18 protein-coding genes and 1 tRNA gene are annotated in these 20,455 nt (G+C 70.7%); 5 read left to right on the top strand and 14 right to left on the bottom strand.

Annotated elements, in window-relative coordinates; translation table 11 throughout:
* Positions 1–2 precede the first annotated feature (2 nt).
* Positions 3–1,343: a 3-deoxy-D-manno-octulosonic acid transferase gene (locus JMV16_RS09695; RefSeq protein WP_236580434.1), complete on the top strand. Its 1,341-nt coding sequence runs from the start codon at positions 3–5 to the stop codon at positions 1,341–1,343.
* On the opposite strand, the gene JMV16_RS09690 is transcribed toward JMV16_RS09695, so the two are convergent.
* From JMV16_RS09690 to JMV16_RS09670, 5 genes are all read right to left on the bottom strand, one after another.
* Positions 1,321–2,655 carry a TolC family outer membrane protein gene (locus JMV16_RS09690; protein ID WP_201494042.1) on the bottom strand — a complete coding sequence of 445 codons (1,335 nt, stop codon included), beginning with the start codon at positions 2,653–2,655 and terminating at the stop codon, positions 1,321–1,323. The two genes, JMV16_RS09695 and JMV16_RS09690, sit on opposite strands and share 23 nt — an antisense overlap.
* 157 nt (positions 2,656–2,812) lie before the next feature.
* Positions 2,813–3,487, bottom strand: a complete 675-nt coding sequence (locus JMV16_RS09685) for a protein-L-isoaspartate O-methyltransferase family protein (protein ID WP_201494041.1) — start codon at positions 3,485–3,487, stop codon at positions 2,813–2,815.
* 38 nt (positions 3,488–3,525) lie between these two features.
* Positions 3,526–6,672 (bottom strand): efflux RND transporter permease subunit, encoded by a 3,147-nt coding sequence (locus tag JMV16_RS09680; RefSeq protein WP_201494040.1) that lies wholly within the window; start codon positions 6,670–6,672, stop codon positions 3,526–3,528.
* 6 nt (positions 6,673–6,678) lie between these two features.
* The gene (locus tag JMV16_RS09675; RefSeq protein ID WP_201494039.1) at positions 6,679–7,869 is read right to left on the bottom strand and encodes an efflux RND transporter periplasmic adaptor subunit; all 1,191 of its coding nucleotides are present in this window, start codon (positions 7,867–7,869) and stop codon (positions 6,679–6,681) included.
* Complete coding sequence (locus tag JMV16_RS09670) at positions 7,866–8,534, bottom strand: TetR/AcrR family transcriptional regulator (RefSeq protein ID WP_201494038.1); 669 nt, start codon at positions 8,532–8,534, stop codon at positions 7,866–7,868. Before JMV16_RS09670 ends, JMV16_RS09675 begins: the two co-directional genes overlap by 4 nt.
* Before the next feature lie 171 nt (positions 8,535–8,705).
* Between JMV16_RS09670 and JMV16_RS09665 the strand changes: the two genes are divergently transcribed.
* Entirely contained in the window at positions 8,706–9,563 is an 858-nt protein-coding gene (locus JMV16_RS09665) for an undecaprenyl-diphosphate phosphatase (protein WP_201494037.1), read from the top strand.
* On the opposite strand, the gene trmB is transcribed toward JMV16_RS09665, so the two are convergent.
* From trmB to ahpC, 5 genes are all read right to left on the bottom strand, one after another.
* A complete protein-coding gene (trmB, locus tag JMV16_RS09660; RefSeq protein ID WP_201494036.1) occupies positions 9,547–10,248 on the bottom strand; it encodes a tRNA (guanosine(46)-N7)-methyltransferase TrmB in 702 nt (233 codons plus the stop codon). The genes JMV16_RS09665 and trmB overlap by 17 nt on opposite strands.
* A 58-nt stretch (positions 10,249–10,306) precedes the next feature.
* Entirely contained in the window at positions 10,307–10,642 is a 336-nt protein-coding gene (locus JMV16_RS09655) for a c-type cytochrome (protein WP_236580433.1), read from the bottom strand.
* Positions 10,643–10,697: 55 nt separating this feature from the next.
* Positions 10,698–12,461: a methyl-accepting chemotaxis protein gene (locus JMV16_RS24520; RefSeq protein WP_201494034.1), complete on the bottom strand. Its 1,764-nt coding sequence runs from the start codon at positions 12,459–12,461 to the stop codon at positions 10,698–10,700.
* A 102-nt stretch (positions 12,462–12,563) separates the two neighbouring features.
* Positions 12,564–14,129 carry an alkyl hydroperoxide reductase subunit F gene (ahpF, locus tag JMV16_RS09645; RefSeq protein WP_201494033.1) on the bottom strand — a complete coding sequence of 522 codons (1,566 nt, stop codon included), beginning with the start codon at positions 14,127–14,129 and terminating at the stop codon, positions 12,564–12,566.
* Positions 14,130–14,276: 147 nt separating this feature from the next.
* A complete protein-coding gene (ahpC, locus tag JMV16_RS09640; protein ID WP_201494032.1) occupies positions 14,277–14,840 on the bottom strand; it encodes an alkyl hydroperoxide reductase subunit C in 564 nt (187 codons plus the stop codon).
* A gap of 191 nt (positions 14,841–15,031) precedes the next feature.
* On the opposite strand from ahpC, the gene JMV16_RS09635 reads away from it, so the two are divergent.
* Positions 15,032–15,105, top strand: a tRNA-Gly gene (locus JMV16_RS09635).
* 62 nt (positions 15,106–15,167) lie between these two features.
* Positions 15,168–16,070, top strand: a complete 903-nt coding sequence (locus JMV16_RS09630; protein WP_201494031.1) for a GGDEF domain-containing protein — start codon at positions 15,168–15,170, stop codon at positions 16,068–16,070.
* Positions 16,071–16,079: 9 nt separating this feature from the next.
* Here JMV16_RS09630 and JMV16_RS09625 read toward each other — a convergent pair whose 3' ends face one another.
* From JMV16_RS09625 to JMV16_RS09610, 4 genes are read right to left on the bottom strand one after another with little or no spacing between them, the layout of a single operon-like run.
* The gene (locus JMV16_RS09625) at positions 16,080–17,093 is read right to left on the bottom strand and encodes an Ldh family oxidoreductase (RefSeq protein ID WP_201494030.1); all 1,014 of its coding nucleotides are present in this window, start codon (positions 17,091–17,093) and stop codon (positions 16,080–16,082) included.
* A complete protein-coding gene (locus tag JMV16_RS09620) occupies positions 17,090–18,016 on the bottom strand; it encodes a hydroxyacid dehydrogenase (protein WP_201494029.1) in 927 nt (308 codons plus the stop codon). Before JMV16_RS09620 ends, JMV16_RS09625 begins: the two co-directional genes overlap by 4 nt.
* Before the next feature lie 17 nt (positions 18,017–18,033).
* Positions 18,034–19,209, bottom strand: a complete 1,176-nt coding sequence (locus JMV16_RS09615) for a UxaA family hydrolase (RefSeq protein ID WP_201494028.1) — start codon at positions 19,207–19,209, stop codon at positions 18,034–18,036.
* Between the two features lie 4 nt (positions 19,210–19,213).
* The gene (locus tag JMV16_RS09610; RefSeq protein WP_201494027.1) at positions 19,214–19,495 is read right to left on the bottom strand and encodes a UxaA family hydrolase; all 282 of its coding nucleotides are present in this window, start codon (positions 19,493–19,495) and stop codon (positions 19,214–19,216) included.
* Between the two features lie 107 nt (positions 19,496–19,602).
* On the opposite strand from JMV16_RS09610, the gene JMV16_RS09605 reads away from it, so the two are divergent.
* A complete protein-coding gene (locus JMV16_RS09605; RefSeq protein ID WP_201494026.1) occupies positions 19,603–20,421 on the top strand; it encodes an HpcH/HpaI aldolase family protein in 819 nt (272 codons plus the stop codon).
* Positions 20,422–20,455 lie beyond the last annotated feature (34 nt).

Here is a 20,455-nt window from a genome sequence, read left to right as displayed (position 1 = left end):
GCGTGACCCGAGGCCTGGCGCCCGGCCCGGCGCCGCGATGGGCCGCTGGCTTGGCGCGCTCGGCCTACTCGCTGCTGCTGCGCCTGGCCACGCCGTTCTACCTGGCCCGCCTGTGGTGGCGCGGCCGTGCCGAGCCGGTCTACCGCAGCCACTGGATTGAGCGCCTGGGCGGCCTGGATGGCACGGTGCCGCCGGGCCGGCTGTGGCTGCACGCGGTGTCGCTGGGCGAGACGCGGGCCGCCGCGGCCCTCATCGATGCGCTGCGCGCGCAGCGGCCGGGGTTGCGATTGCTGCTCACCCACGGCACGGCCACCGGCCGCGCCGCCGGTGCCGCGCTGCTGCGCGAGGGCGACGGCCAGGCCTGGCTGCCCTATGACACGCCGGGGGCCGTGCGGCGTTTTCTGCACGCCCACCGCCCGGCGCTGGGCGTGGTGATGGAAACCGAGATCTGGCCCAATCTGATGGCTGGCGCGCGTGCCGCCGGAGTGCCCATGGTGCTGGCCAATGCGCGGCTGTCGGAGCGCAGCCGCGCCAAGGGCGAGCGCTTGGCGGCCCTGCTGCACCCGGCACTGGCCGGATTTGCCTGCGCGCTGGCCCAGACCGAGGCCGACGCGGCGCGGCTGCGCGCCTCGGGCGCGCTTGACGCGGAGGTGCTGGGCAACCTCAAGTACGACCTGGCGCCGCCAGCCGAACTGGTGGAGCGCGGCCGGCGCTGGCGTCAATCGCTGGGCCGCGCCGTCGTGCTGGCGGCCAGCACGCGCGAGGGCGAGGAAATGCCGCTGCTGCGGGCCTGGCGCGCGTTGCCCGCCCCGCGCCCGCTGCTGCTGCTGGTGCCGCGCCATCCACAGCGCTTCGACGAGGTGGCGCAGTTCCTGGCCGACAGCGGTCTCTCGTCACTGCGCCGCAGCGGCTGGGGCAAAGAAGTGCCGCCGCCCGAGGCCGCCGCAGCCGATGTCTGGCTGGGCGACACGCTGGGCGAGATGGCGCTTTATGCGGCGCTGGCTGACGTGGCGCTGCTGGGCGGCAGCTGGGCGCCGCTGGGCGGCCAGAACCTGATCGAGCTGGCTGCCTGCGCCTGCCCGGTGGTGATGGGGCCGCACACCTTCAATTTCGAGCAGGCAGCCGAGTTGGCGCTGCAAGCCGGTGCGGCGCGCCGTGCCGGCGGCATTCAGGAGGGCGTGGCACTGGCGCTGACGCTGGCGACAGGCCCGGAACGCGAAGCGGCCTCGCAGCGTGCGCTGGCCTTTGCCGCCGCCCACCGCGGCGCCGCGGCGCGCATGGCGAATGAAATTCTGGCGCGGCTGCCTGCGCAGCCGGCGCTCAGGGTGCCAGCAGGCGGTTGACGCTGTCGATGTCGGCCGGCGCCAGCTGGCCCGAGGCCTGGCGCAGGCGAAGGCTGCCCACCAGCACGTCGTAGCGCGCACGGGCCAGGTCGCGCTGGGTGCTGTAGAGATCGCGTTGGGCATTCAGCACGTCGAGGTTGACGCGCACGCCCACCTTGTAGCCCAGCTGGGTGGCTTCGAGCGCCAGCTTGGTCGACGACTCGGCCGCCTCCAGCGCCTTGACCTGGGCCAGCCCCGACTGCACGCCGAAGTACGCCACGCGCGTGCCCTGGGCGACGGCGCGGCGCGCCGCCTCAAGGTCGTTGCGCGACTTGTCTTCCAGCGCCAGCGTTTCCTTGATGCGGTTCTGCGTCGCGCCGCCGGTGTAGAGCGGCCAGTTGAACTGCACGCCGATGCTGGCCGAGGTGCTGGTGCCACTGAGTGCCACTGCGGAGCCGCGTGCGTTGTTGCCACCCACCGAGGCCACGGCGTCCAGCGTGGGCGCGTCGGCGGCGCGCGCCTTGGCGGTTTCGAGCACCGCCACTTCCAGGCCGACGCGGGCGCGGCGCACCGTGGGATGCTGCTGGTCGGCCGTGGTGACCCATTCCTCGGGGTTGGCCGGCGTCACCGCGGGCAGCACCGGCGGCAGGGCCAGGGGCCTGGGTTCGACATGGTTGCGGCCGACCAGGGTGTCGAGCGCGATGCGCTTGGTGAGCAGGTCGTTCTCGGCCGCCAGTTCCTGGGCCGTGCCGAGGTCGAAGCGGGCCTGGGCCTCGCGCGTGTCGGTGATGGTGGCGGTGCCGACCTCGAAATTGCGCTTGGCCGAAGCCAGCTGCTCGGTGGTGGCGGCCTTGTTGGCGCGCGTGGTGGCGAGCGCGTCCTGCGCCGCCAGCACGTCGAAATAGGCCTGGGTGACGCGCAGGATGAGATCCTGCTCGGCGGCGTCGAGATCGGCCTGGGCCGAGACCAGGCTCTTGCGCGCCTGCTCGATGGTGACGCCGTTGGCGCGGTTGATCAGCGGGTAGCGGCCGTTGATGGCGGCCGAGAGGCTGTCGCTGTTGCGCAGGCCGCTGCTGCGGGGCAGGTCGGTCTGCGTCGTCGAGGCCCCCCCGGTGGCCACCGCCGACGGCCGTGCCAGCGCGTCGCTCTGGGCGGCTCGGAATTCGGCCGACCGCGCGTTGTCCTTGGCCGCCAGGTAGGTGGCGTCGAAGGCGCGCGCCGCCTCGTACAGCTCGCGCAGGCTCTGCGCGCCGGCCAGGCCGGGCAGGGTGGCCAGCGTGAGGGCGGCCAGCAGCGCAGACAAACGGGGCCGGCGGGGGAGGGAGGCGGGCATGCGGGGTTCCTTGGAGTGATCAGGTGCGCCGGGCGTCGGCGCCGCCGCGGTTTTTATCGCTGCCACGCCGACGCTGCCGCCGCCTTGCGACGGCCTGCGCAGGGACTGCGATCAGTCGCGCGTTCCGGGCGATGGACGGCGTTGGCCATGCGGCGATTCAGAAGCGGAAGCGCGTCGGCTCGGCAAAGCCGTCGAGCCGCGGCGCCACGGTGTCGAAGAGGTCGGCCTCGGACCATGAGGCTTCGCCCGTGCGGGTGTACAGGCGTGCGCGCATCACGGGCTCCTCGCCCACGACGGCGGCCAGGCGGCCGCCCGGCTTGAGCTGCTGCAGCAGTTCGCGCGGCACCTCGGGGACCGAGCCCGAGAGCAGGATGGCGTCGAAGGGCGCCTCGGCCGGCAGGCCCAGCGTGCCGGCGGCGGCCGAGACTTCGACCACGGTGGCGTTGAGGATGCCGTTGCGGTGCAGGTTGTCGCGCCCCATGCGGGCCAGTTCGGGCCGGCATTCCAGCGTGTAGACCTGCTGGGCGCGGTGGGCCAGCAGCGCGGCCATGAAGCCCGAGCCGCAGCCGATCTCGAGCACCTTCTCGTGGCGCTGCACCTGCAGTTCCTGCAGCAGCCGGGCCTCGACCTTGGGCTCGAGCATGGCCGGCCCGCCGGGCTGGCCGGCGATCAGCGGCACCTGGGTGTCGACGAAGGCCAGCGCGCGCAGGGCGGGCGGCACGAAATCCTCGCGGCGCACGGTGGACAGCAGCGACAGCACGGCGGCATCGAGCACATCCCAGGGGCGGATCTGCTGCTCGATCATGTTGAAACGGGCGATCTCGTTGTTCATGGCTTTCATCGGTTGGGCTGAATGCGGCGGGCGCGATTTTAGGCCGCCACCCTTGCATGTTTCCTGCTGCGGCGGAAGCCGCGCCGCGCCCAGGCGGCGAGGTCGTCAAGCCAGCAGTAGACGACGGGCACGACCACCAGGGTCAGCAGCGACGAGGTGATGACGCCGCCTATCACCGCCTGGCCCATGGGCGCGCGCTGCTCCGAGCCTTCGGTGAGCGCAAAGGCCAGCGGCACCATGCCGAAGACCATGGCCAGGGTCGTCATCAGGATGGGGCGCAGGCGCACGCGGGCGGCCTCCAGCAGGGCGGCGGTGCGGTCCATGCCGCCCTCGCGGGCGCGGATCGCGAAGTCGATCAGGAGGATGGCGTTCTTGGTCACCAGGCCCATCAGCATCACGATGCCGATGATGGAGAACATGTTGAGCGTGCTGCGGAAGGCCATCAGCGCGCCGACGACGCCGATCAGCGTGAGCGGCAGGCTGCTCATCAGCGCCAGGGGCTGCAGAAAGCTCTTGAACTGGCTGGCCAGGATCATGTAGATGAAGACCACGGCCAGGCCCAGCGCGCCCACGGCGTACTGGAAGGATTCGGTCATGTTCTTGGTGCTGCCGCCAAAGCTGTAGCGGTAGCCGGGCGGGAAGGCGGTGCTGTCGAGCACGGCGCGGATATCGTTGGTGACCTCGCCGCTGCTGCGCACCAGGGCATTGGCGTCGACATTGATCTCGCGGCTGAGGTCGCGGCGGTTGATCTGGTTGGGGCCGGTGGCGGCGCGCAGGTCGGCCACCTGGTTCAGGCGCACCACGCGCGCCGTGCCGTCGGCGTTGCTGCCCACCACCAGGGGCAGGTGGGCGAGGTCGCTGGCGGCGTCGCGCGCCTCGGGTGCCAGGCTCAGGCGCACGTCGTAGTTCTCGCCGTCGGCAGCGCGCCAGTTGCCCACCGAGACCCCGGCCACCAGGGTGCGCAGGGTGGATGCCAGCGTGGCGACGTTGAGGCCCAGGTCGGCGGCGGCGTCGCGCTTGACGGTGAGGGCCAGCGTCGGCTTGTCGGGCTTGAGCGTGCTGTCCAGGTCGACGAGGCCGGGGATGTTGCGCAGCCGCGGCAGGATCTGGCCCGCCAGGCGCTCGAGCTGGGCCAGGTCGGGCCCCTGCAGCGAGAACATGATGCTCTTGCCGCCGCCGATGTCGACCGAGCCGATGTTGGTGACGGTGATGCCGGGTATGCGCGCCAGCCGCTCGCGCATGGGTGCCACGAGGTCGCTGACGCTGCGGTTGCGGTCCTTGCGGTCGGCCAGGCGCACATAGACCGAGCCGTAGATCTTGCCCTGGGCGAAGCCGCTGTTCAGCGTGGCCACCGTGTGGCGCACCTCGGGCAGTTCGCGCAGCGCGGCGTCGATCTGGCGTGCGCGCATCTCGGTCACTTCCAGCGACGAGCCCACCGGGGTGTAGAAATTGATCTGGGTCTCGGAGAAGTCGGCCTTGGGCACGAACTCCTTGCCGATGGCGCCCAACAGCGCCAGCGCGGCGACGAAGGTGGCGGTGGCAATCAGCACCGTCTTGATCGGGTGTACCAGGGCCCAGGCCAGGATGAGCTGGTAGACACGCGACAGCCAGCTGGTCAGGCGGTCGAAGAGGGCGGTGACGCGGCCCAGCGTGCGGTCATACAGCGTCACGCGGCGGTCGCCCAGGTGCGAGCCGTGCTCCGCCGCGGGGTCGTGCCAGACGCTGCTGAGCATGGGGTCGAGCGTGAAGCTCACGAACATGCTGATCAGCACCGCGGCGACGATGGTGATGCCGAATTCATGGAAGAACTTGCCCACGATGCCGCCCATGAAGCCTATGGGCAGGAAGACGGCGACGATGGACATCGTGGTGGCCAGCACGGCCAGGCCGATCTCGTCGGTGCCGGCCAGCGCGGCGTCGTGGGCGCTCTTGCCCATCTGCACATGGCGCACGATGTTCTCGCGCACGACGATGGCGTCGTCGATCAGCAGGCCCACGCACAGGCTCAGCGCCATCAGCGTGATGGTGTTGATGGTGAAGCCGAACACGTACATGAAGAGAAAGGTGCCGATGAGCGCGATCGGCAGCGTGAGCCCGGTGATGACGGTGCTGCGCCAGGAATTGAGGAAGAGGAAGACGATCAGCACGGTGAGCGCCGCGCCCTCGAACAGCGTGCGCTTGACATTGGCCACGCTGACGCGGATGGCGCGCGAGTTGTCGCGGTTGATCTCGGTGCGGATGCCCGGTGGCGTCACGGCCTGGGCCTCGGCCAGCGCCTTGCGCAGGCCGTCGACCACGCCTATGGTGTTTTCGCCCTGGCTCTTCTGCACGCTCAGCAGCACCGTGCGCTGGCCGTTGTAGAGCGCCAGGCTCTCGATCTCCTGCGGGCCGTCGACGACATCGGCCACCTGCCACAGCTTGACCACGGCATTGCCCTTGCGCGCGACCACGATGTCGCGAAAGTCGCGCGGCGTCTTGAGCCGGGCGTCCATCTGCAGCACGCGTTCCTGCTCGCGCGAGCGGATGGCGCCCAGCGGCGCTTCCTGGTTCTCGCTGCGCAGCGCGGCGGCCACCTGTTCAGTGGCGATGCCGGCGGCCTCCAGCGCCGCCGGGCGCAGGTAAACGTTCACCTGCCGCTGCACGCCGCCGATGACGCTGACGGCGCCGACGCCACGCACGTTCTCGAGCTTCTTCTGCAGCACCTGGGTGGCCCAGGTGGTCAGCTCCTGCGGGCTCAGCTTGCCGTCGGCGGCCATCACCGCGACGTTGAAGATGGGCTGGGCGGCGGGGTCGAAGCGCGAGATGCGCGGCTCCTTGACCTCGTCGCGCAGCAGCGGGCGTATCAGCGCCACCTTTTCGCGCACGTCGTCGGCGGCCTTGCGGCCGTCGACATCGAGGTTGAACTCGACGATGACGACGGCCGTGCCCTCGTAGGAGCGCGAGCTGAGCGCGCTGATGCCGGCGACGGTGTTCACTGCCTCCTCGATCTTGCGCGTGACCTCGGCCTCGACGATCTCGGGGCTGGCGCCCGGGTAGTCGATGCTCACCACGACGGTGGGGAAGTCGATGTTGGGAAACTGGTCCAGCGACAGGCGCTGGTAGCTGAACAGGCCCAGCACGACGAAGGCGAGCATCACCATCACGGCCAGCACCGGATTGGCGATGGAGACGCGGGTGAACCACATGGCAGCTCAGCGCGGCGCCGAAGCGGTATTGGCGGGGGCCGCAGCGGCCAGCGTCACTGGCGTGCCATCGCGCAGCGCGCCCACGGTGGCGCGCAGCACGGTGGCGCCAGCGGCCAGGCCGTCGATGATCTCCACCGCGGCCTCGGGCCGGCCGGCAATCGGTACTTCGCCGCGTGCGCCGGTGCGCAGCACGCGCTGCACCACCTTGCCGCCCTCCACCGCCAGCGCATAGGGCTGGGCCTGGTCGACGCGCAGCGCCGAAGCCGGCATCACCAGCGCCTGGCGGCGCTGCAGCTCGATGGCGGCACGCGCGAACAGGCCCTGGCGCAGGCCGGCGCTGCGTGCCGTGCCCGGCGCCAGTTCCAGATAGGCCAGCACCGAGCGCGTGCCGGCCTGGGCCGCCGGGTTGATGCGCACCACGCGCGCCGGCAGTGCCTCGGCCAGGCCGTCGACCTGTACGCGGGCGGCCTGGCCGACGCGCAGGCCGAGGATGTCCTCGGGTGCCACCGCGGCTTCGAGCTCGATGCGCGACAGATCAACGATCTCGACGATGCGGCCGTCCACCGGCACGCGCTCGCCCGGCTGGGCCAGGCGTTGCGCCACCAGGCCGGCGATGGGGGCGCGGATCTCGCTGTCGGCCACTGCCTTGCGCGCCAGCTCGGCCGCGGCCCGCGCTGCCTGCAGCGAGGCGGTTGCGCCGGCGGCGCTGCTCTCGGCCGTGTCCAGCGCATTGCGCGAGATGAAGCCCTGGGCGACGAGGGCCTTGTTGTTGGCCAGCGTGCGCTGGGCGATGTCGAGCTGGGCCTGGGCCGCGGCGGCCTGGTCCTCGGCCTGGCGCAGACGCCAGCGGAACTCGGTGGCGTCGAGGCGGCCGATCAGCTGGCCGGCCGCCACCGCGTCGCCCTCGCGCACGCCCAGTTCGGCCAGCTCGGCCGCCACCTTGGCCTTGACGAAGGCGCTGTTGACAGCGCGCAGCCCGCCCGAGACCTGCAGCAGCGTGACCAGCTCGCCCGCCGCGGCGCGCGCCACGTCGCCCTCGGCCAGCTCGATGGCGGCCGCAGGCGCCGAAGCGGCTGCCGACGCCGACGCTGCGGTGCGCGCGGCTGCGGCGCCCGGCCCGCGGCGCAACACCATCAGTGCGGCCACGACCGCGAGCAGCGCCACCCCGGCCAGGCTCCAGCGCAGGCGGCGGGTCATGAGCTCGATCCTGCGTCGCGTGTCACCAGGCCGCGCAGCAGCAGATCGAGATGGACCTGCAGACGCTGACGGGGATCGACCGGCTCCATCCCCTGAATCGGACAGGCGCCGAAGGAATGGCATTCGATGGCCGTGAAGATCAGTGGCGCGATCAGCGCATGCGCCACGTCGTGCAACGGCAGGGGGCGGAACTCGCCGCTGTCGATGCCGCGCTGCACCGCGCTGCAGAACAGGCGGTCGGCGGGAATGATGACCTCGTCGCTGTAGAACTGCGCCAGCTCGGGGAAGTTGCGCACCTCGGCGAGCACGATCTTGTGGATGCCGGCGGCCGGCGTGCTGCCGAAGCGCTCCCACCAGACGCGCAGCAACTCCTCGATCAGCGAGGCGGCGCTGCCGCGGTGGCAGTTCACCAGTTCCTGGCCCTCGGCGATCAGCGTCGACAGGTTCTGCCTCACGACCGCCTTGAACAGCTCTTCCTTGCTCGGGTAGTAGAGGTAGAGCGTGCCCTTGGAGACGCCGGCGCGCTGCGCCACCTCTTCGGTGCGCGTGGCGGCAAAGCCCTTGGCGACGAAGACGGCCAGCGCGGCATCCAGCAATTCCTGGGGGCGGGCTTGCTTGCGGCGCTGACGGATGCCGCCGTCGGCGACTTTGGTGAGAAGAGGCATCAATTTAATGACTGACTGGTCAGTAATCATAGGCTGGGCGGGGTTGGCGGGTCAAGTGGCGCCTGGATGGCGCACCGCGGCCGGCGCGGCGTGGGCGGGCTGCGGTGCGGGGAGCCTGTCACCCCTGGCCGCTATGATCCGCCGCTTTGCCGACCGCCCGGAGCCTGCCCCTTGGACCCCATCCTGCTGATCAAGGCCGCCCTCATGGGCGTGGTGGAGGGGCTCACCGAGTTCCTGCCCATTTCCTCCACCGGGCACCTGATCCTGGCCGGCTCGCTGATGGGCTTCACGGGCGAGGCGGCCAAGGTCTTCGACATCGCGATCCAGACCGGCGCCATGTTTGCGGTGATCTGGGAGTACCGGCGGCGCCTTATAGGCACCGTGGCCGGCGTCGCGCACGACCCGGTGGCGCAGCGCTTCGTGCGCAACCTGCTCATCGCTTTCATGCCCGCGGCGGTGCTGGGGCTGGCCTTCGGCAAGGTGGTCAAGCTGCACCTCTTTCACCCGGTGCCGGTGGCGATGGCCTTCATCGTCGGCGGCGTCGTCATCCTCTTCGTCGAGACTTGGCACCGGCGCCGCTACGGCGAGCGCGACCTGCAGGGCACGCGGCGTGCGCGCGTCGAATCGGTGGACGACATGACGGCGCTGGATGCGCTCAAGGTGGGCTGCATGCAGTGCCTGGCGCTGATACCCGGCACCAGCCGTTCGGGCGCCACCATCATCGGCGCCATGGTCTTCGGCTTCTCGCGCCAGTGCGCCACCGAGTTCAGCTTCTACCTCGGTATCCCCACGCTGATGGCGGCTGGCGCCTACTCGGTGTGGAAGGAGCGCGCCGCGCTGCACGCGAGCGACCTGCCGATGTTCGCGGTGGGCCTGGTGGTGTCCTTCTTCAGCGCGCTGCTGTGCATACGCTGGCTGATCCGCTATGTCTCGACGCACGACTTCACGGTCTTCGCCTGGTACCGCATCGCCTTCGGTGCCATCGTGCTGGCCACCGCCTGGGGCGGCTGGGTCAGCTGGAGCGCTTGAAGACCAGGTCCCAGACGCCGTGGCCCAGGCGCAGGCCGCGCTGCTCGAACTTGGTCAGTGGCCGCCACGCGGGGCGTGGCGCATAGCCGGCACCGGCCGTGTTGACGAGGCCGGGCACGGCTGAGAGCACTTCCAGCATCTGCTCGGCGTAGGGCTGCCAGTCGGTGGCGCAGTGCAGGTAGCCGCCCGCCGCCAGCCGGCTGGCCAGCAGGGCGGCGAAGGGCGGCTGGATCAGGCGCCGCTTGTGGTGCTTGGTCTTGTGCCAGGGGTCGGGAAACCAGACATGGGCGCCGGCCAGCGTGGCCGGCGCGATCATCTGCTGCAGCACCGGCACGGCGTCGAACTGCACGATGCGCAGATTGGCGAGCTGGCGCTCGGCGATGCGCTGCAGCAGCGCGCCCACGCCGGGCGGGTGGACCTCCACGCCGATGAAATCAGTCTGAGGCTGGGCCGCGGCCACCTGGGCGGTGGCGTCGCCCATGCCGAAGCCGATCTCCAGCACCGTCGGGGCGCTGCGGCCGAAGGTGGCGGCCAGGTCCAGCGCCTGCGGCGCATAGGGCAGCAGGTAGCGCGGGCCCAGCTCGGCCAGCGCACGCTGCTGGCCGGGGCCGATGCGGCCGGGGCGCAGCACGAAGCTGCGTATGGGCCTGTCACGAGGGTCAAGGGGGTCGGGGCGGTCTTCCATCGGGCGGCGATTGTGCCTGCGCCGCGGGTCGCGCCGCCCCAGGCCCCGGGCGGGTGGCCTACTGCGCCAGCACCCACTCGACCAGGTTGCGCACCTTGGCCGCGTCCTTGGTGTTGAGCGCCTTGTGCTCTTCCTCGTCGCCGTTCTCGTACTTCACCTTGGGCGTCTTGGTGACCATGTCCGAGAGCTTGGCCACGGCGTCGGCCTGGCCCTTGTACTTGGCGGCGATCTGCTTGTAGGACGGGCCGCGCTTGCCCTTGTCGACGGTGTGGCACTTGGAGCAGCCGCTGGCGCTGGACAGCGCGCTGGCCGCGGCGGCATCGGGGGCGGCCTGGGCCGGCAGGGCGAAGGCGAGGGCGGCGGCCACGGCAGCGGCCAGGAGGGTGGTCTTCATCATCAGTGGGCTCCGGAAAAATCCTGCGCCGGGCGGGCCTGGCGAGGCTGGGGGATCAGAAGGTTTCCCATTCGTCGTTGCTCTGGGCAGGCGGCTCGGCCTTGGCGGCGGGGTTGGTCCTGACCGGCGCGGCGGCCTGGGGTGCCTGCGTCGACTGCGTCTTGGCCTTGGCAATCACCGTCTTGGCGGCTTCGCGCGGGCTGGCCGGCGCCGGACGCGGGGGCGGGGCGGCGTGGGCCGCGGCGTGGCTTGCCCGCGCCTGCCCGCCCTGGGTGACGCGGAACACGGCCATCGCCTGCACCAGCTGGGCAGCCTGCTGCTTGAGGCTGTCGGAGGCGGCGGCGCTCTGCTCCACCAGGGCGGCGTTCTGCTGCGTCACCTGGTCCATCTGCGAGATGGCCTCGCCGACCTGGGCCACGCCGCGGCTCTGCTCGGTGCTGGCGGCGCTGATCTCGCTCATGATGTCGGTGACGCGGCGGATCGAGGTCACCACCTGGCTCATGGTCGCGCCGGCGCGGTCGACCAGGGCCGAGCCCTGCTCGACGCGCTCGACGCTGGTGTTGATGAGGGTCTTGATCTCGCGTGCGGCGTCGGCCGAGCGGTGGGCCAGGCTGCGCACCTCGCCGGCGACGACGGCAAAGCCGCGCCCCTGCTCGCCAGCGCGGGCTGCCTCGACGGCGGCGTTCAGCGCCAGGATATTGGTCTGGAAGGCGATGCCATCGATGACGCCGATGATGTCGGCGATGCGGCGCGAGCTGTCGTTGATGGACTTCATCGTCTCCACCACCTCGCCCACCACCGCGCCGCCCTGGGTGGCCACCTCCGAAGCACCCTGGGCCAGCTGGTTGGCCTGGCGCGCGTGGTCGGCGTTCTGCTTCACGGCCGCGCCCAGCTCTTCCATCGAGGCTGCGGTCTCTTCCAGCGCCGAGGCCTGCTGCTCGGTGCGCTGGCTGAGGTCGGCATTGCCCTGCGAGATCTCGCTGCTGGCGGTGGCCACGCTCTCGGCGTTCTCGCGCACGCCGGCCACCACCTTGACCAGGGCTTCCTGCATGGCCTTGACATGCGCCACGAGGCTGCTGCGGTCGCCAGGCTGCAGCCGGATGTCCTGGCTCAGGTTGCCCTGGGCCACGCCCTGCACCAGGTCGACCACCGCGCCCGGCTCGGCGCCCAGCTGGCGCGTGATCGAGCGCGTCACCAGCCAGCCCAGGCCCACGGCCACCACGACGCCGACCAGGTTGGCCACGATCAGCATCAGGCGGGCCTGCTCGTATTCCTGCTGCGCGTCCTCGAAGCTGGTCGTGCTCTGGCCCTCGAGCATGCTGATGTCTTCTTCCAGTGCCCCGATCAGCGCCGCGTTGGCGGCATGGCCCTCGCCCATCATCAGCGCGATGGCTTCGGGCCGCTTGCCGGCCAGCGCGAGTTCCAGTGCCTTCTGGTCCAGCGGCAGGGCCACGGCGCGCGCCGCGGCTATCTTGTCGCGCAAGGCCTTGCCGCGCTGCCCGGCCGGGGCCTTGAGCAGTTCGGCCCAGTGCTCGTCGTAGTGGGCCTGGGCCTTCTTCATTGCCGCCACGGCGGCGTCGATCCTGGCCTTGTCCTCGGTCAGCACGATGTTGCGCAGCGAGACCCCGGTCATGCTGACCGCGTCCACCAGCGTGTTGGTGGACGAGACCTTGAGGTTGTTGCTCACCACGTCGTCGAGATTGCGCTCGATGTGATCGAGCTTGCTGATCGAGAACACGGCCACGGCGATCGAGATCAGCAGCACGATGCTGAAAGCGAAGGCCAGCCGCTGGGTGACGCTGAACCGGGCGAGTTTCATGGTGCAAACCTTCAGGGCCCGACAACGTGGGCCCTCAAGGCCTGATTTCGGCCGCTGGCGCAGAAACTGAAGCCGGCGCCCCGGCGGCGCCGGCAATACCGCTCAGGCCGCCTGCGGCGTGCGGATCAGGTGGTCAAAGGCCGACAGCGCCGCCTTCGCGCCGTCGCCGGCGGCGATGACGATCTGCTTGTAGGGCACGGTGGTGGCGTCGCCGGCGGCAAACACACCCGGCAGGCTGGTGGCGCCGCGTGCGTCGACGATGATCTCGCCGTACTTGCTCAGCTCCACCGTGCCCTTGAGCCATTCGGTGTTGGGCACGAGGCCGATCTGCACGAAGACCCCGGCCAGCGCCACGGTGTGCTCCTGGCCGCTGGCGCGGTTCTTGTAGCGCAGGCCGTTGACCTTCTGGCCGTCGCCGGTGATCTCGGTGGTCTGGGCGCCGGTGTGTACGGTCACGTTGGGCAGGCTCTTGAGCTTGTTCACCAGCACGGCGTCGGCCTTGAGCTGGTCGAGAAACTCGATCACCGTGACATGGCGCACGACGCCGGCGAGGTCGATGGCGGCCTCGATGCCGGAATTGCCGCCGCCGATGACGGCGACATCGCGGCCCTTGAACAGCGGTCCGTCGCAGTGCGGGCAGTAGGCCACACCCTTGTTGCGGTACTCGGCCTCGCCCGGCACGTTGACATTGCGCCAGCGCGCGCCGGTGGACAGGATCACCGTGCGGCCACGCAGCAGCGCGCCGTTCTCGAGCCTGACCTCGATCTTGCCGCCAGGCTCGGCCGCGGGCAGCAGCGCCGTGACGCGCTGGCCGTTCATGATGTCCACGCCATAGGCGCGGGCATGGGCCTCCAGCGCGGCGGCGAACTTGGGCCCCTGGGTTTCGAGCACCGAGATGTAGTTCTCGATGCCCAGGGTGTCCAGGGTCTGGCCGCCGAAGCGCTCGGCCACCACGCCGGTGCGTATGCCTTTGCGCGCCGCATACACCGCCGCCGCGGCGCCGGCCGGGCCGCCGCCGACGATGAGCACGTCGAAATCTTCCTTGGCGCCCAGCTTGGCGGCGTCGCGCGCCGCGCTGCCGGTGTCCACCTTGGCCAGGATCTCGGCCAGCTCCATGCGGCCCGAGCCGAACGGCTGGCCATTGAGGTAGACCGTGGGCACGGCCATGATCTGGCGCTCGTCCACCTCGGCCTGGAACAGGCCGCCGTCAATGGCGACGTGGCGCACGCGCGGGTTGATCACGGCCATCAGGTTGAGCGCCTGCACCACGTCGGGGCAGTTGTGGCAGGTCAGCGACATATAGGTCTCGAAGACGAAGTCGCCGTCCAGCGAGGCAATCTGCTCGATGGCGTCGGCTTCCACCTTGGGCGGATGGCCGCCGGCCTGCAGCAGGGCCAGCACCAGCGAGGTGAACTCGTGGCCCATCGGTATGGCAGCGAAGCGAACGCCCATGTCGGCGCCGGCGCGGCTGATCTGGAACGAGGGGCGGCGGGCGTCGTTGCCGTCGAAGCGGGCGCTGACCTTGTCGTTCAGCGCCGCGATCTCGGTCAGCAGTTCGCGCATCTCGGCCGAGGCCGGGCGGTCGTCCAGGCTGGCCACCAGCTCGATGGGCTGCTGCAGGCGTTCGAGGTAGGACTTGAGCTGGCCCTGGATGGCGCTGTCGAGCATGGTGTTCTCCTGGTGAGGCTTGGATGCGGGCGTGGGTGTTCCGGCCCGGTCGGCAGCGTCCGGCTGCAGGCGCTGCCGACAGGGTCCGAAGGCCTTGTCGTGGGAGTCGCAACCCGGTGCCGCGGGGCACCGGGCAGGGTTGGTGGCTTAGATCTTGCCGACCAGATCCAGCGACGGCGTCAGCGTCTTGGCGCCTTCGTTCCACTTGGCCGGGCACACCTGGCCGGGGTGGCTGGCTGTGTACTGGGCGGCCTTGAGCTTGCGCAGCGTTTCCTTGACGTCGCGGGCGATCTCGTTGGAATGCACTTCCATGGTCTTGATGATGCCGTCGGGGTTGACGACGAAGGTGCCGCGCAGCGCCAGGCCTTCCTCGGCGATGTGCACGCCGAAGGCGTTGGTCAGGGTGTGCGTGGGGTCGCCCACGAGCGGGAACTTGGCCTTGCCGACGGCCGGGCTGGTCTCGTGCCACACCTTGTGCGAGAAGTGGGTGTCGGTGGTGACGATGTAGACCTCGGTACCGGCCTTCTGGAACTCGGCGTAGTTGTCGGCTGCGTCCTCGATCTCGGTCGGGCAGTTGAAGGTGAAGGCCGCCGGCATGAAGATCAGCACCGACCACTTGCCCTTCAGGCTTTGCTCGGTGACTTCGATGAACTTGCCGTTGTGGAAGGCCTGGGTCTTGAAGGGCTGGACTTGGGTGTTGATGAGGGACATGCGGGACTCCTTGGTTGGGGTGGTGGGGAAAGGATGCAACGGGGTCAATTCTGGGTGCGATGCAGCATTTGCGGGATGCATTGATCCAATGTTTTTCATTGGAAATGTCTATCGACCCCAACCCCGCTGCCGGCATCGGGGCCGCTGTGCAGCCGGCGCCGGGCGCGCCATCGCATAAACTTCGGCACTGCGCGGGTGTAGTTCAATGGCAGAACGGCAGCTTCCCAAGCTTCATACGAGGGTTCGATTCCCTTCACCCGCTCCAGCTGCTTTTCTTTACGCGGCGAGGCCGCCTGATCCAGGTTTTCTTTGCGCCATCATGGCCGCATGTCATCCCAGAACCTGACCCTCCTGCTGCTGGGCGCCGCCGCCGGCCGCCAGGACATGCTGGCGGCAGCCGGCTTTGCCATTGCCCTCACCGCGCCGGGCGCCGGGCCCGCGCTGCATGACGCCGTGCTGATGCAAGCCGCCACGCGCGACGAGATGGCGGCGCTGGCCGAACAGGGTGAGCTGTCCGCGGCCGCCGTCGACCATGCCGTGGTGGTGCTGGCCGCCGTGGCCGACGATGCGCTCGAGGCGGCATTGCTGCGCGCCGGCACCGAGGCCATCGTTGCAGAGGCAGAGGGTGTCGAAGCGCTGCGGCGTGCCATCCGTCACGCGGTGGAGCGCAAGCGGCTGGAGCGTGCCGCGCGCACCGCCTATGCCACTGATCTCGGCACCGGCCTGCCGCATGAGGCTCAGCTGATCGAACACATGAGCCAGCTGCTGGCCCTGCGCGACCGCGAGCCCGTGCCCATGGGGCTGATCGTGCTGCGGCTGGAAGGCCTGGACGCGGCCGCGGCCCGCCTGGGCGAGGTGGCGGCACGGCTGCTGCGGCGAAAGCTTGCTGTGCGGCTGCGCAGCGGCCTGCGCGCCAGCGACGTGGTGGCCGCGCTCGGCCGCGATGCCTTTGCCGTGCTGCTGGGCCGGATGGAGAACCGCGGCGACGGCGAACGCGTGGTACACAAGCTCACGCGCTCGCTGCACCAGCCGCTGGTGGTGGCGGGCGAGACCTGCAGCCTGCGTGCCGCCGTGGGCCTGGCCATCTACCCGGAGCACGGCAAGAACGCGCGCTCGCTGCTGCAGCGCGCCGCCGCCCAGGCCGGCTGGGTGGCGACGGCGGGCGTGCGCCAGTACGCGGGGCGCAGCGAAGGCGGCGCCGGCACGGCGGCCAACGACGAGGCCCGCTGAGCTCGCCGTTCAGGCGGCCGTCGGATCGGCCCCCCAGCTCGCCAGCAGGGCATCATCGACGTTCACGCCCTCGGCGTGGGCGCGCTCCAGCAGGACCTCGCGCCGCGCCCCCGGCAGGCGCACACCCTCGTCGCTGAGCATCTCGGCCACCAGCACCTCGACGCGCGCCAGGTAAGTGGCCTGGCCGGCCAGCGCGCCGGGGTCGATGACGATGAAGGCCTGGCCGATGCCGGGGCGGTCACCCTCGTCGACGAAGAAGCTCGACGCCTCATAGCCGAAGCGGGCGCCCATCAACGCCGTGACCAGCAGTTCCACCACCAGGGCCAGCATCGCGCCTTTGCTTGAGGTGGCAGCGCCCACCGGCAGCATGCTGCCGGCCAGGCCGGCGCGCGGGTCGGTGGTGGGCCGGCCTTCGGCGTCCAGCGCCCAGCCCTCGGGGATGGAGCGGCCCTCCTTGGCCGCCAGCATCAGCTTGCCGCGCGCCACCTCGCTGAGGCTGAGGTCGATCAGCAGCGGCGCCGCGGCGGCGCGGGGGAATGCCGCCGCCAGCGGGTTGGTGCCGAACACGGCGTGGCGGCCACCGGCGGCCGGCAGCGCGGCGGGTGAGTTGGCAAAAGCCAGGCCGACCAGGCCGGCCGCGGCCACGGGGCGCAGGTGGTCTGCCAGCACGCCGGCATGGTGGCTGCGCACGACGCCGGACACCGCCACGCCGTGCTCGCGCGCCGCGGCGATGGCCTCGTCCACTGCCAACGCGCAGGCGCCGAAGGCCAGGCCCTCGGCCGCGTCGACGACCATGGCGCCGCCTTTGCGCTGGCGCAGCGCCGGCCGCGCGTCGCCATCGACACGGCCGTTGCGCAAATGGGTGGCGTACTGCGCCACGCGCACCAGGCCGTGCGAGCCCAGGCCCTGGGCCTCGGCCAGCACCAGGGCGCGCGCCGTGGCCGCGGCCATCTCAGCGTGGGCGCCGGCGCGCTGCAGCTGCCGCGCGACCAGGGCCTCGAGCGCGGCGATGGCGACCTTCATCGCAGGGCTTGCAGCACGCGGTCGGCGATGAGGCCGCTGACGCGGTCGTTCGACTCCTGCGTCACGCCGGCCACATGCGGCGTCAGCAGCAGGTTCGGGCAGCCCTCGAAATGCGGCGCGGCGGGTTGCGGTTCCGCCTCGAAGACGTCCAGCGCGGCGCCGCCCAGGTGGCCGCTCTTCAGCGCCGCCGCCACCGCCAGCTCGTCGACGATGCCGCCGCGTGCGGTGTTGACGAGCACGGCGCCGGGCTTCATGGCCGCGATGCGCGCCGCGTCGAGCAGGCCGCGCGTGCTGCCCAGCAGCGGTACATGCAGGCTCACGACGTCGGCGGTGGTCAGCACCTCCTCGAGCCCGGCGCAGCGCACGCCGCCCTGGGCGAAGGCCGGGTGGTCCTCGTCCATCATGGCGTCGAAGGCGCTGACCTCCATGCCCAGGCCGCGCGCCAGCCGCGCCGTGGTCTGGCCGATGGAGCCGAAGCCCACCAGGCCCAGGGTCTTGCCGGCCACCTCGCGCCCGTTGGAGAGTGCGGCGCGCGGCCATTGCCCACCGCTCACAGCGGCACTGGCCTGGTAGGCGCCGCGCAGCAGCAGCAGGGCCGCGGTGACGACGTACTCGGCCACGCTGAGCGCATTGGCGCCGGTGGCCGGAAACACCTGCATGCCGCGCGCCGCGCAGCCGTCCATGTCGATGTTGTCCATGCCCACGCCCAGGCGGCCGACGACACGGCAGCGCGCCAGCGCCTGCAGCAGCGCGCCGCGCACCTGGGTGCGGTTGCGCACGATCAGGGCATCGGCGCCGCCGGCCAGCTGCAGCAGGCGCGGTGCGTCGTCCACCAGATGCGGGTCGTGGAAGACGTCGTGCGCGGCGCGCAGGCGCGCCACCGCGCGCTCGTCCATGGGCTCAGTGATGACGATGCGGGCCATCTTGTTCGCTCCTTTTTTCAGGCGCTCTCGTAGAGGCGGGTCAGCACGAACTCGCGGTGGCCCAGGGCCTCCGCCGCGGTGAGGCGGCCGTTGGCGGTGCGCAGCATGCATTGCAGCAACTGGTCACCGGCCTGGCCGAGCGTGATTTCGCGCTGCAGCAGGCCCGAGCTGTCGACGTCGATGTGCTCGCTCATCAACCTCACCGTGCGCGGATTGGCGCAGATCTTGATGACCGGCAGGATGGGGTTGCCGATCACATTGCCCTGGCCGGTGGGGAAGAAGTGAACCACGTAGCCGCTGGCCGCGCACAGCGTCACCATCTCGGCCGCGGCGCTGGAACTGTCCATGAACCACAGGCCCGGGTGGGTGGGTGGCTCGGCCTTGTCGATGACGCCGTCCACGGTGCACTTCTTGCCGATCTTCTGGATATTGCCCAGCGCCTTTTCCTCGATGGTGGTCAGGCCGCCGGCGATATTGCCCTTGGTGGGCTGGCTGTCGGAAAGATCGCTGGTCTTGTGGCGCTCGATCACCGCCTGGTAACGGTCGAACATGAACTGGAAGCGCTCGCGCACCGCGTCATTGGCGCAGCGCGCGGCCACGATGTGCTCGCCGCCGGTGAGTTCGGTGGTTTCGCCGAAGCACAGGTAGTTGCCCAGCGCGTGCAGCTTGTCGAAGGCGTCGCCCACCGTGGGGTTGGCGCCGCAGCCGCTGGTGGTGTCGCTCTCGCCGCACTTGGTGCTCACCCACAGTTCGTGGATGGGGCAGACCTCGCGCTGCTTCTCGCTGGCCCACTGCACGAACCCGCGCGCCGCCTGGCTGGCGCGCAGGATGGTGGCGTGGTCGCCGTGGCCCTCGATGCCGAAGCCGGCCACCGGCTTGCCGGTGGCCTTGATGCCGTCGACCACCTTCTGCGTCCAGCCATCCTCGATGCCGATGACGACGACTGCCGCCACGTTGGGGTTGCAGCCGGTGCCGATGAGGGTGCGGAAATGCAACTCCAGGTCGGCGCCGAACTGCAGCCGGCCGTAGGGGTGGGGAATGGCCATCGCCCCCTTGATGTTGTGCGCCACCGCCTCCGCCGCGGCATTGGACAGATCGTCCAGCGGCAGCACGATGACGTGGTTGCGCACGCCCACGCGGCCGTTCTCGCGCCGGTAGCCCAGGAAGGTGGTCTGCTTGTCGATGATGCTCATGGCCTTACCAGCGCTTGGTCTTGATGTTGTGGACGTGGGCGTGCTCGCCGGCCTTGATGGGTGCGACCACGCGGCCGATGTCGATGCCGTACTTGTGGACGGTGTCGCCCGGACTCAGGTCGACCAGGGCCACCTTGTGGCCGATGGGGATGTCCTGGCGGGCCTGCACGCCGACCATGCGGTCCTCGTCCATGATCCAGCCGTTCAGCGCCATGCCGGCCTGCACGCCTTCCACCACCACCACGGCCACGCTGTCGCGGGCGTCGTGCAACACGAAGTGAATCATCGTCTCTCCTGATCGCTAGGGCGGGGCGTATTCTGGCGCCCCGCGCGGGCACCGGAGCGGCGGCTGTCTGGGTCAGAATCCATCATCCACTGAAACCGGAGGCTGACGTGAACCCCTTCAACCAGCTGCTGCGCGCACGCGGCTCCAAGGCCCCCATAGGCACCTGGGTGCTGTCGGCCAGCCCCATGGTGGCCGAAGCCGTGGGCCTGGCCGGATTCGACTGGGGCGTGCTCGACATGGAGCACACGCCGGTGGACCTGATGGACCTGGTACACCTGCTGCAGGCCGTGGGCAATACCAAGATGGTGCCGCTGGTGCGCGTGCCCTGGAACGACACCGTCACCGTCAAGCGCGTGCTCGACGCCGGCGCGCAGACGCTGATGTTCCCGTTCATCCAGAACGCCAGCGAGGCCCAGCAGGCCGTGGCCGCCACGCGCTACCCGCCCGAGGGCGTGCGCGGCATGGTCGACATGAGCCGCGCCTCGCGCTTCGGCACCGTGGTCGACCACCTGCGCACGGCCAACAAGTCCATTGGCGTGGTGGTGCAGCTCGAGACGCCGCAGGCCATTGCGCGGCTGGAGGAGATCGCCTCGGTGCCAGGCGTCGACGCGCTCTTCGTCGGCCCGGCCGATCTTTCGGGCGCGATGGGCCATGTCGGCAACCTCACGCACCCGGCGGTGATGACGCTGATGACCGACGCCGCGCGGCGCGCACGCGCCCTGGGCAAGCCCATAGGCACGGTGGGCGGCACGCCCGAGGCGGTGACGCGCTACCGCGCCGCCGGCTACGACTACGTGGCCATCGCCTCGGACCTGGGTCTGCTGATGCGCGGCGCCCAGGCCGCGGTGCAGGCGCTGAGCCACGCGCCCGAGAAGACCCAGGTGCACAGCCTCACCGAGGGCACGCGCACTGATGCCGCGTACTAGGCGAGGCTGACGGCGGTACAGTGGGCGGCGCTGG

This window comes from Rubrivivax sp. A210, assembly GCF_904426505.1.
Taxonomy (GTDB): Bacteria; Pseudomonadota; Gammaproteobacteria; order Burkholderiales; family Burkholderiaceae_C; genus Rubrivivax.
This window is presented reverse-complemented; position numbering and strand designations above follow the sequence as displayed.

What these genes read in the sequence shown, in the direction of transcription:
- JMV16_RS09620 (WP_201494029.1), bottom strand. Translation starts at nt 18,016, where the DNA reads ATGGCCCGCATCGTCATCACTGAGCCCATGGACGAGCGCGCGGTGGCG.
- ahpF (WP_201494033.1), bottom strand. Translation starts at nt 14,129, where the DNA reads ATGCTCGACAGCGCCATCCAGGGCCAGCTCAAGTCCTACCTCGAACGC.
- JMV16_RS09680 (WP_201494040.1), bottom strand. Translation starts at nt 6,672, where the DNA reads ATGTGGTTCACCCGCGTCTCCATCGCCAATCCGGTGCTGGCCGTGATG.
- JMV16_RS09625 (WP_201494030.1), bottom strand. Translation starts at nt 17,093, where the DNA reads ATGAAGGTCGCCATCGCCGCGCTCGAGGCCCTGGTCGCGCGGCAGCTG.
- trmB (WP_201494036.1), bottom strand. Translation starts at nt 10,248, where the DNA reads ATGGAAGACCGCCCCGACCCCCTTGACCCTCGTGACAGGCCCATACGC.
- JMV16_RS09675 (WP_201494039.1), bottom strand. Translation starts at nt 7,869, where the DNA reads ATGACCCGCCGCCTGCGCTGGAGCCTGGCCGGGGTGGCGCTGCTCGCG.
- JMV16_RS09615 (WP_201494028.1), bottom strand. Translation starts at nt 19,209, where the DNA reads ATGAGCATCATCGACAAGCAGACCACCTTCCTGGGCTACCGGCGCGAG.
- JMV16_RS09670 (WP_201494038.1), bottom strand. Translation starts at nt 8,534, where the DNA reads ATGCCTCTTCTCACCAAAGTCGCCGACGGCGGCATCCGTCAGCGCCGC.
- JMV16_RS24520 (WP_201494034.1), bottom strand. Translation starts at nt 12,461, where the DNA reads ATGAAACTCGCCCGGTTCAGCGTCACCCAGCGGCTGGCCTTCGCTTTC.
- JMV16_RS09630 (WP_201494031.1), top strand. Translation starts at nt 15,168, where the DNA reads ATGTCATCCCAGAACCTGACCCTCCTGCTGCTGGGCGCCGCCGCCGGC.
- JMV16_RS09610 (WP_201494027.1), bottom strand. Translation starts at nt 19,495, where the DNA reads ATGATTCACTTCGTGTTGCACGACGCCCGCGACAGCGTGGCCGTGGTG.
- ahpC (WP_201494032.1), bottom strand. Translation starts at nt 14,840, where the DNA reads ATGTCCCTCATCAACACCCAAGTCCAGCCCTTCAAGACCCAGGCCTTC.
- JMV16_RS09690 (WP_201494042.1), bottom strand. Translation starts at nt 2,655, where the DNA reads ATGCCCGCCTCCCTCCCCCGCCGGCCCCGTTTGTCTGCGCTGCTGGCC.
- JMV16_RS09655 (WP_236580433.1), bottom strand. Translation starts at nt 10,642, where the DNA reads ATGAAGACCACCCTCCTGGCCGCTGCCGTGGCCGCCGCCCTCGCCTTC.
- JMV16_RS09685 (WP_201494041.1), bottom strand. Translation starts at nt 3,487, where the DNA reads ATGAACAACGAGATCGCCCGTTTCAACATGATCGAGCAGCAGATCCGC.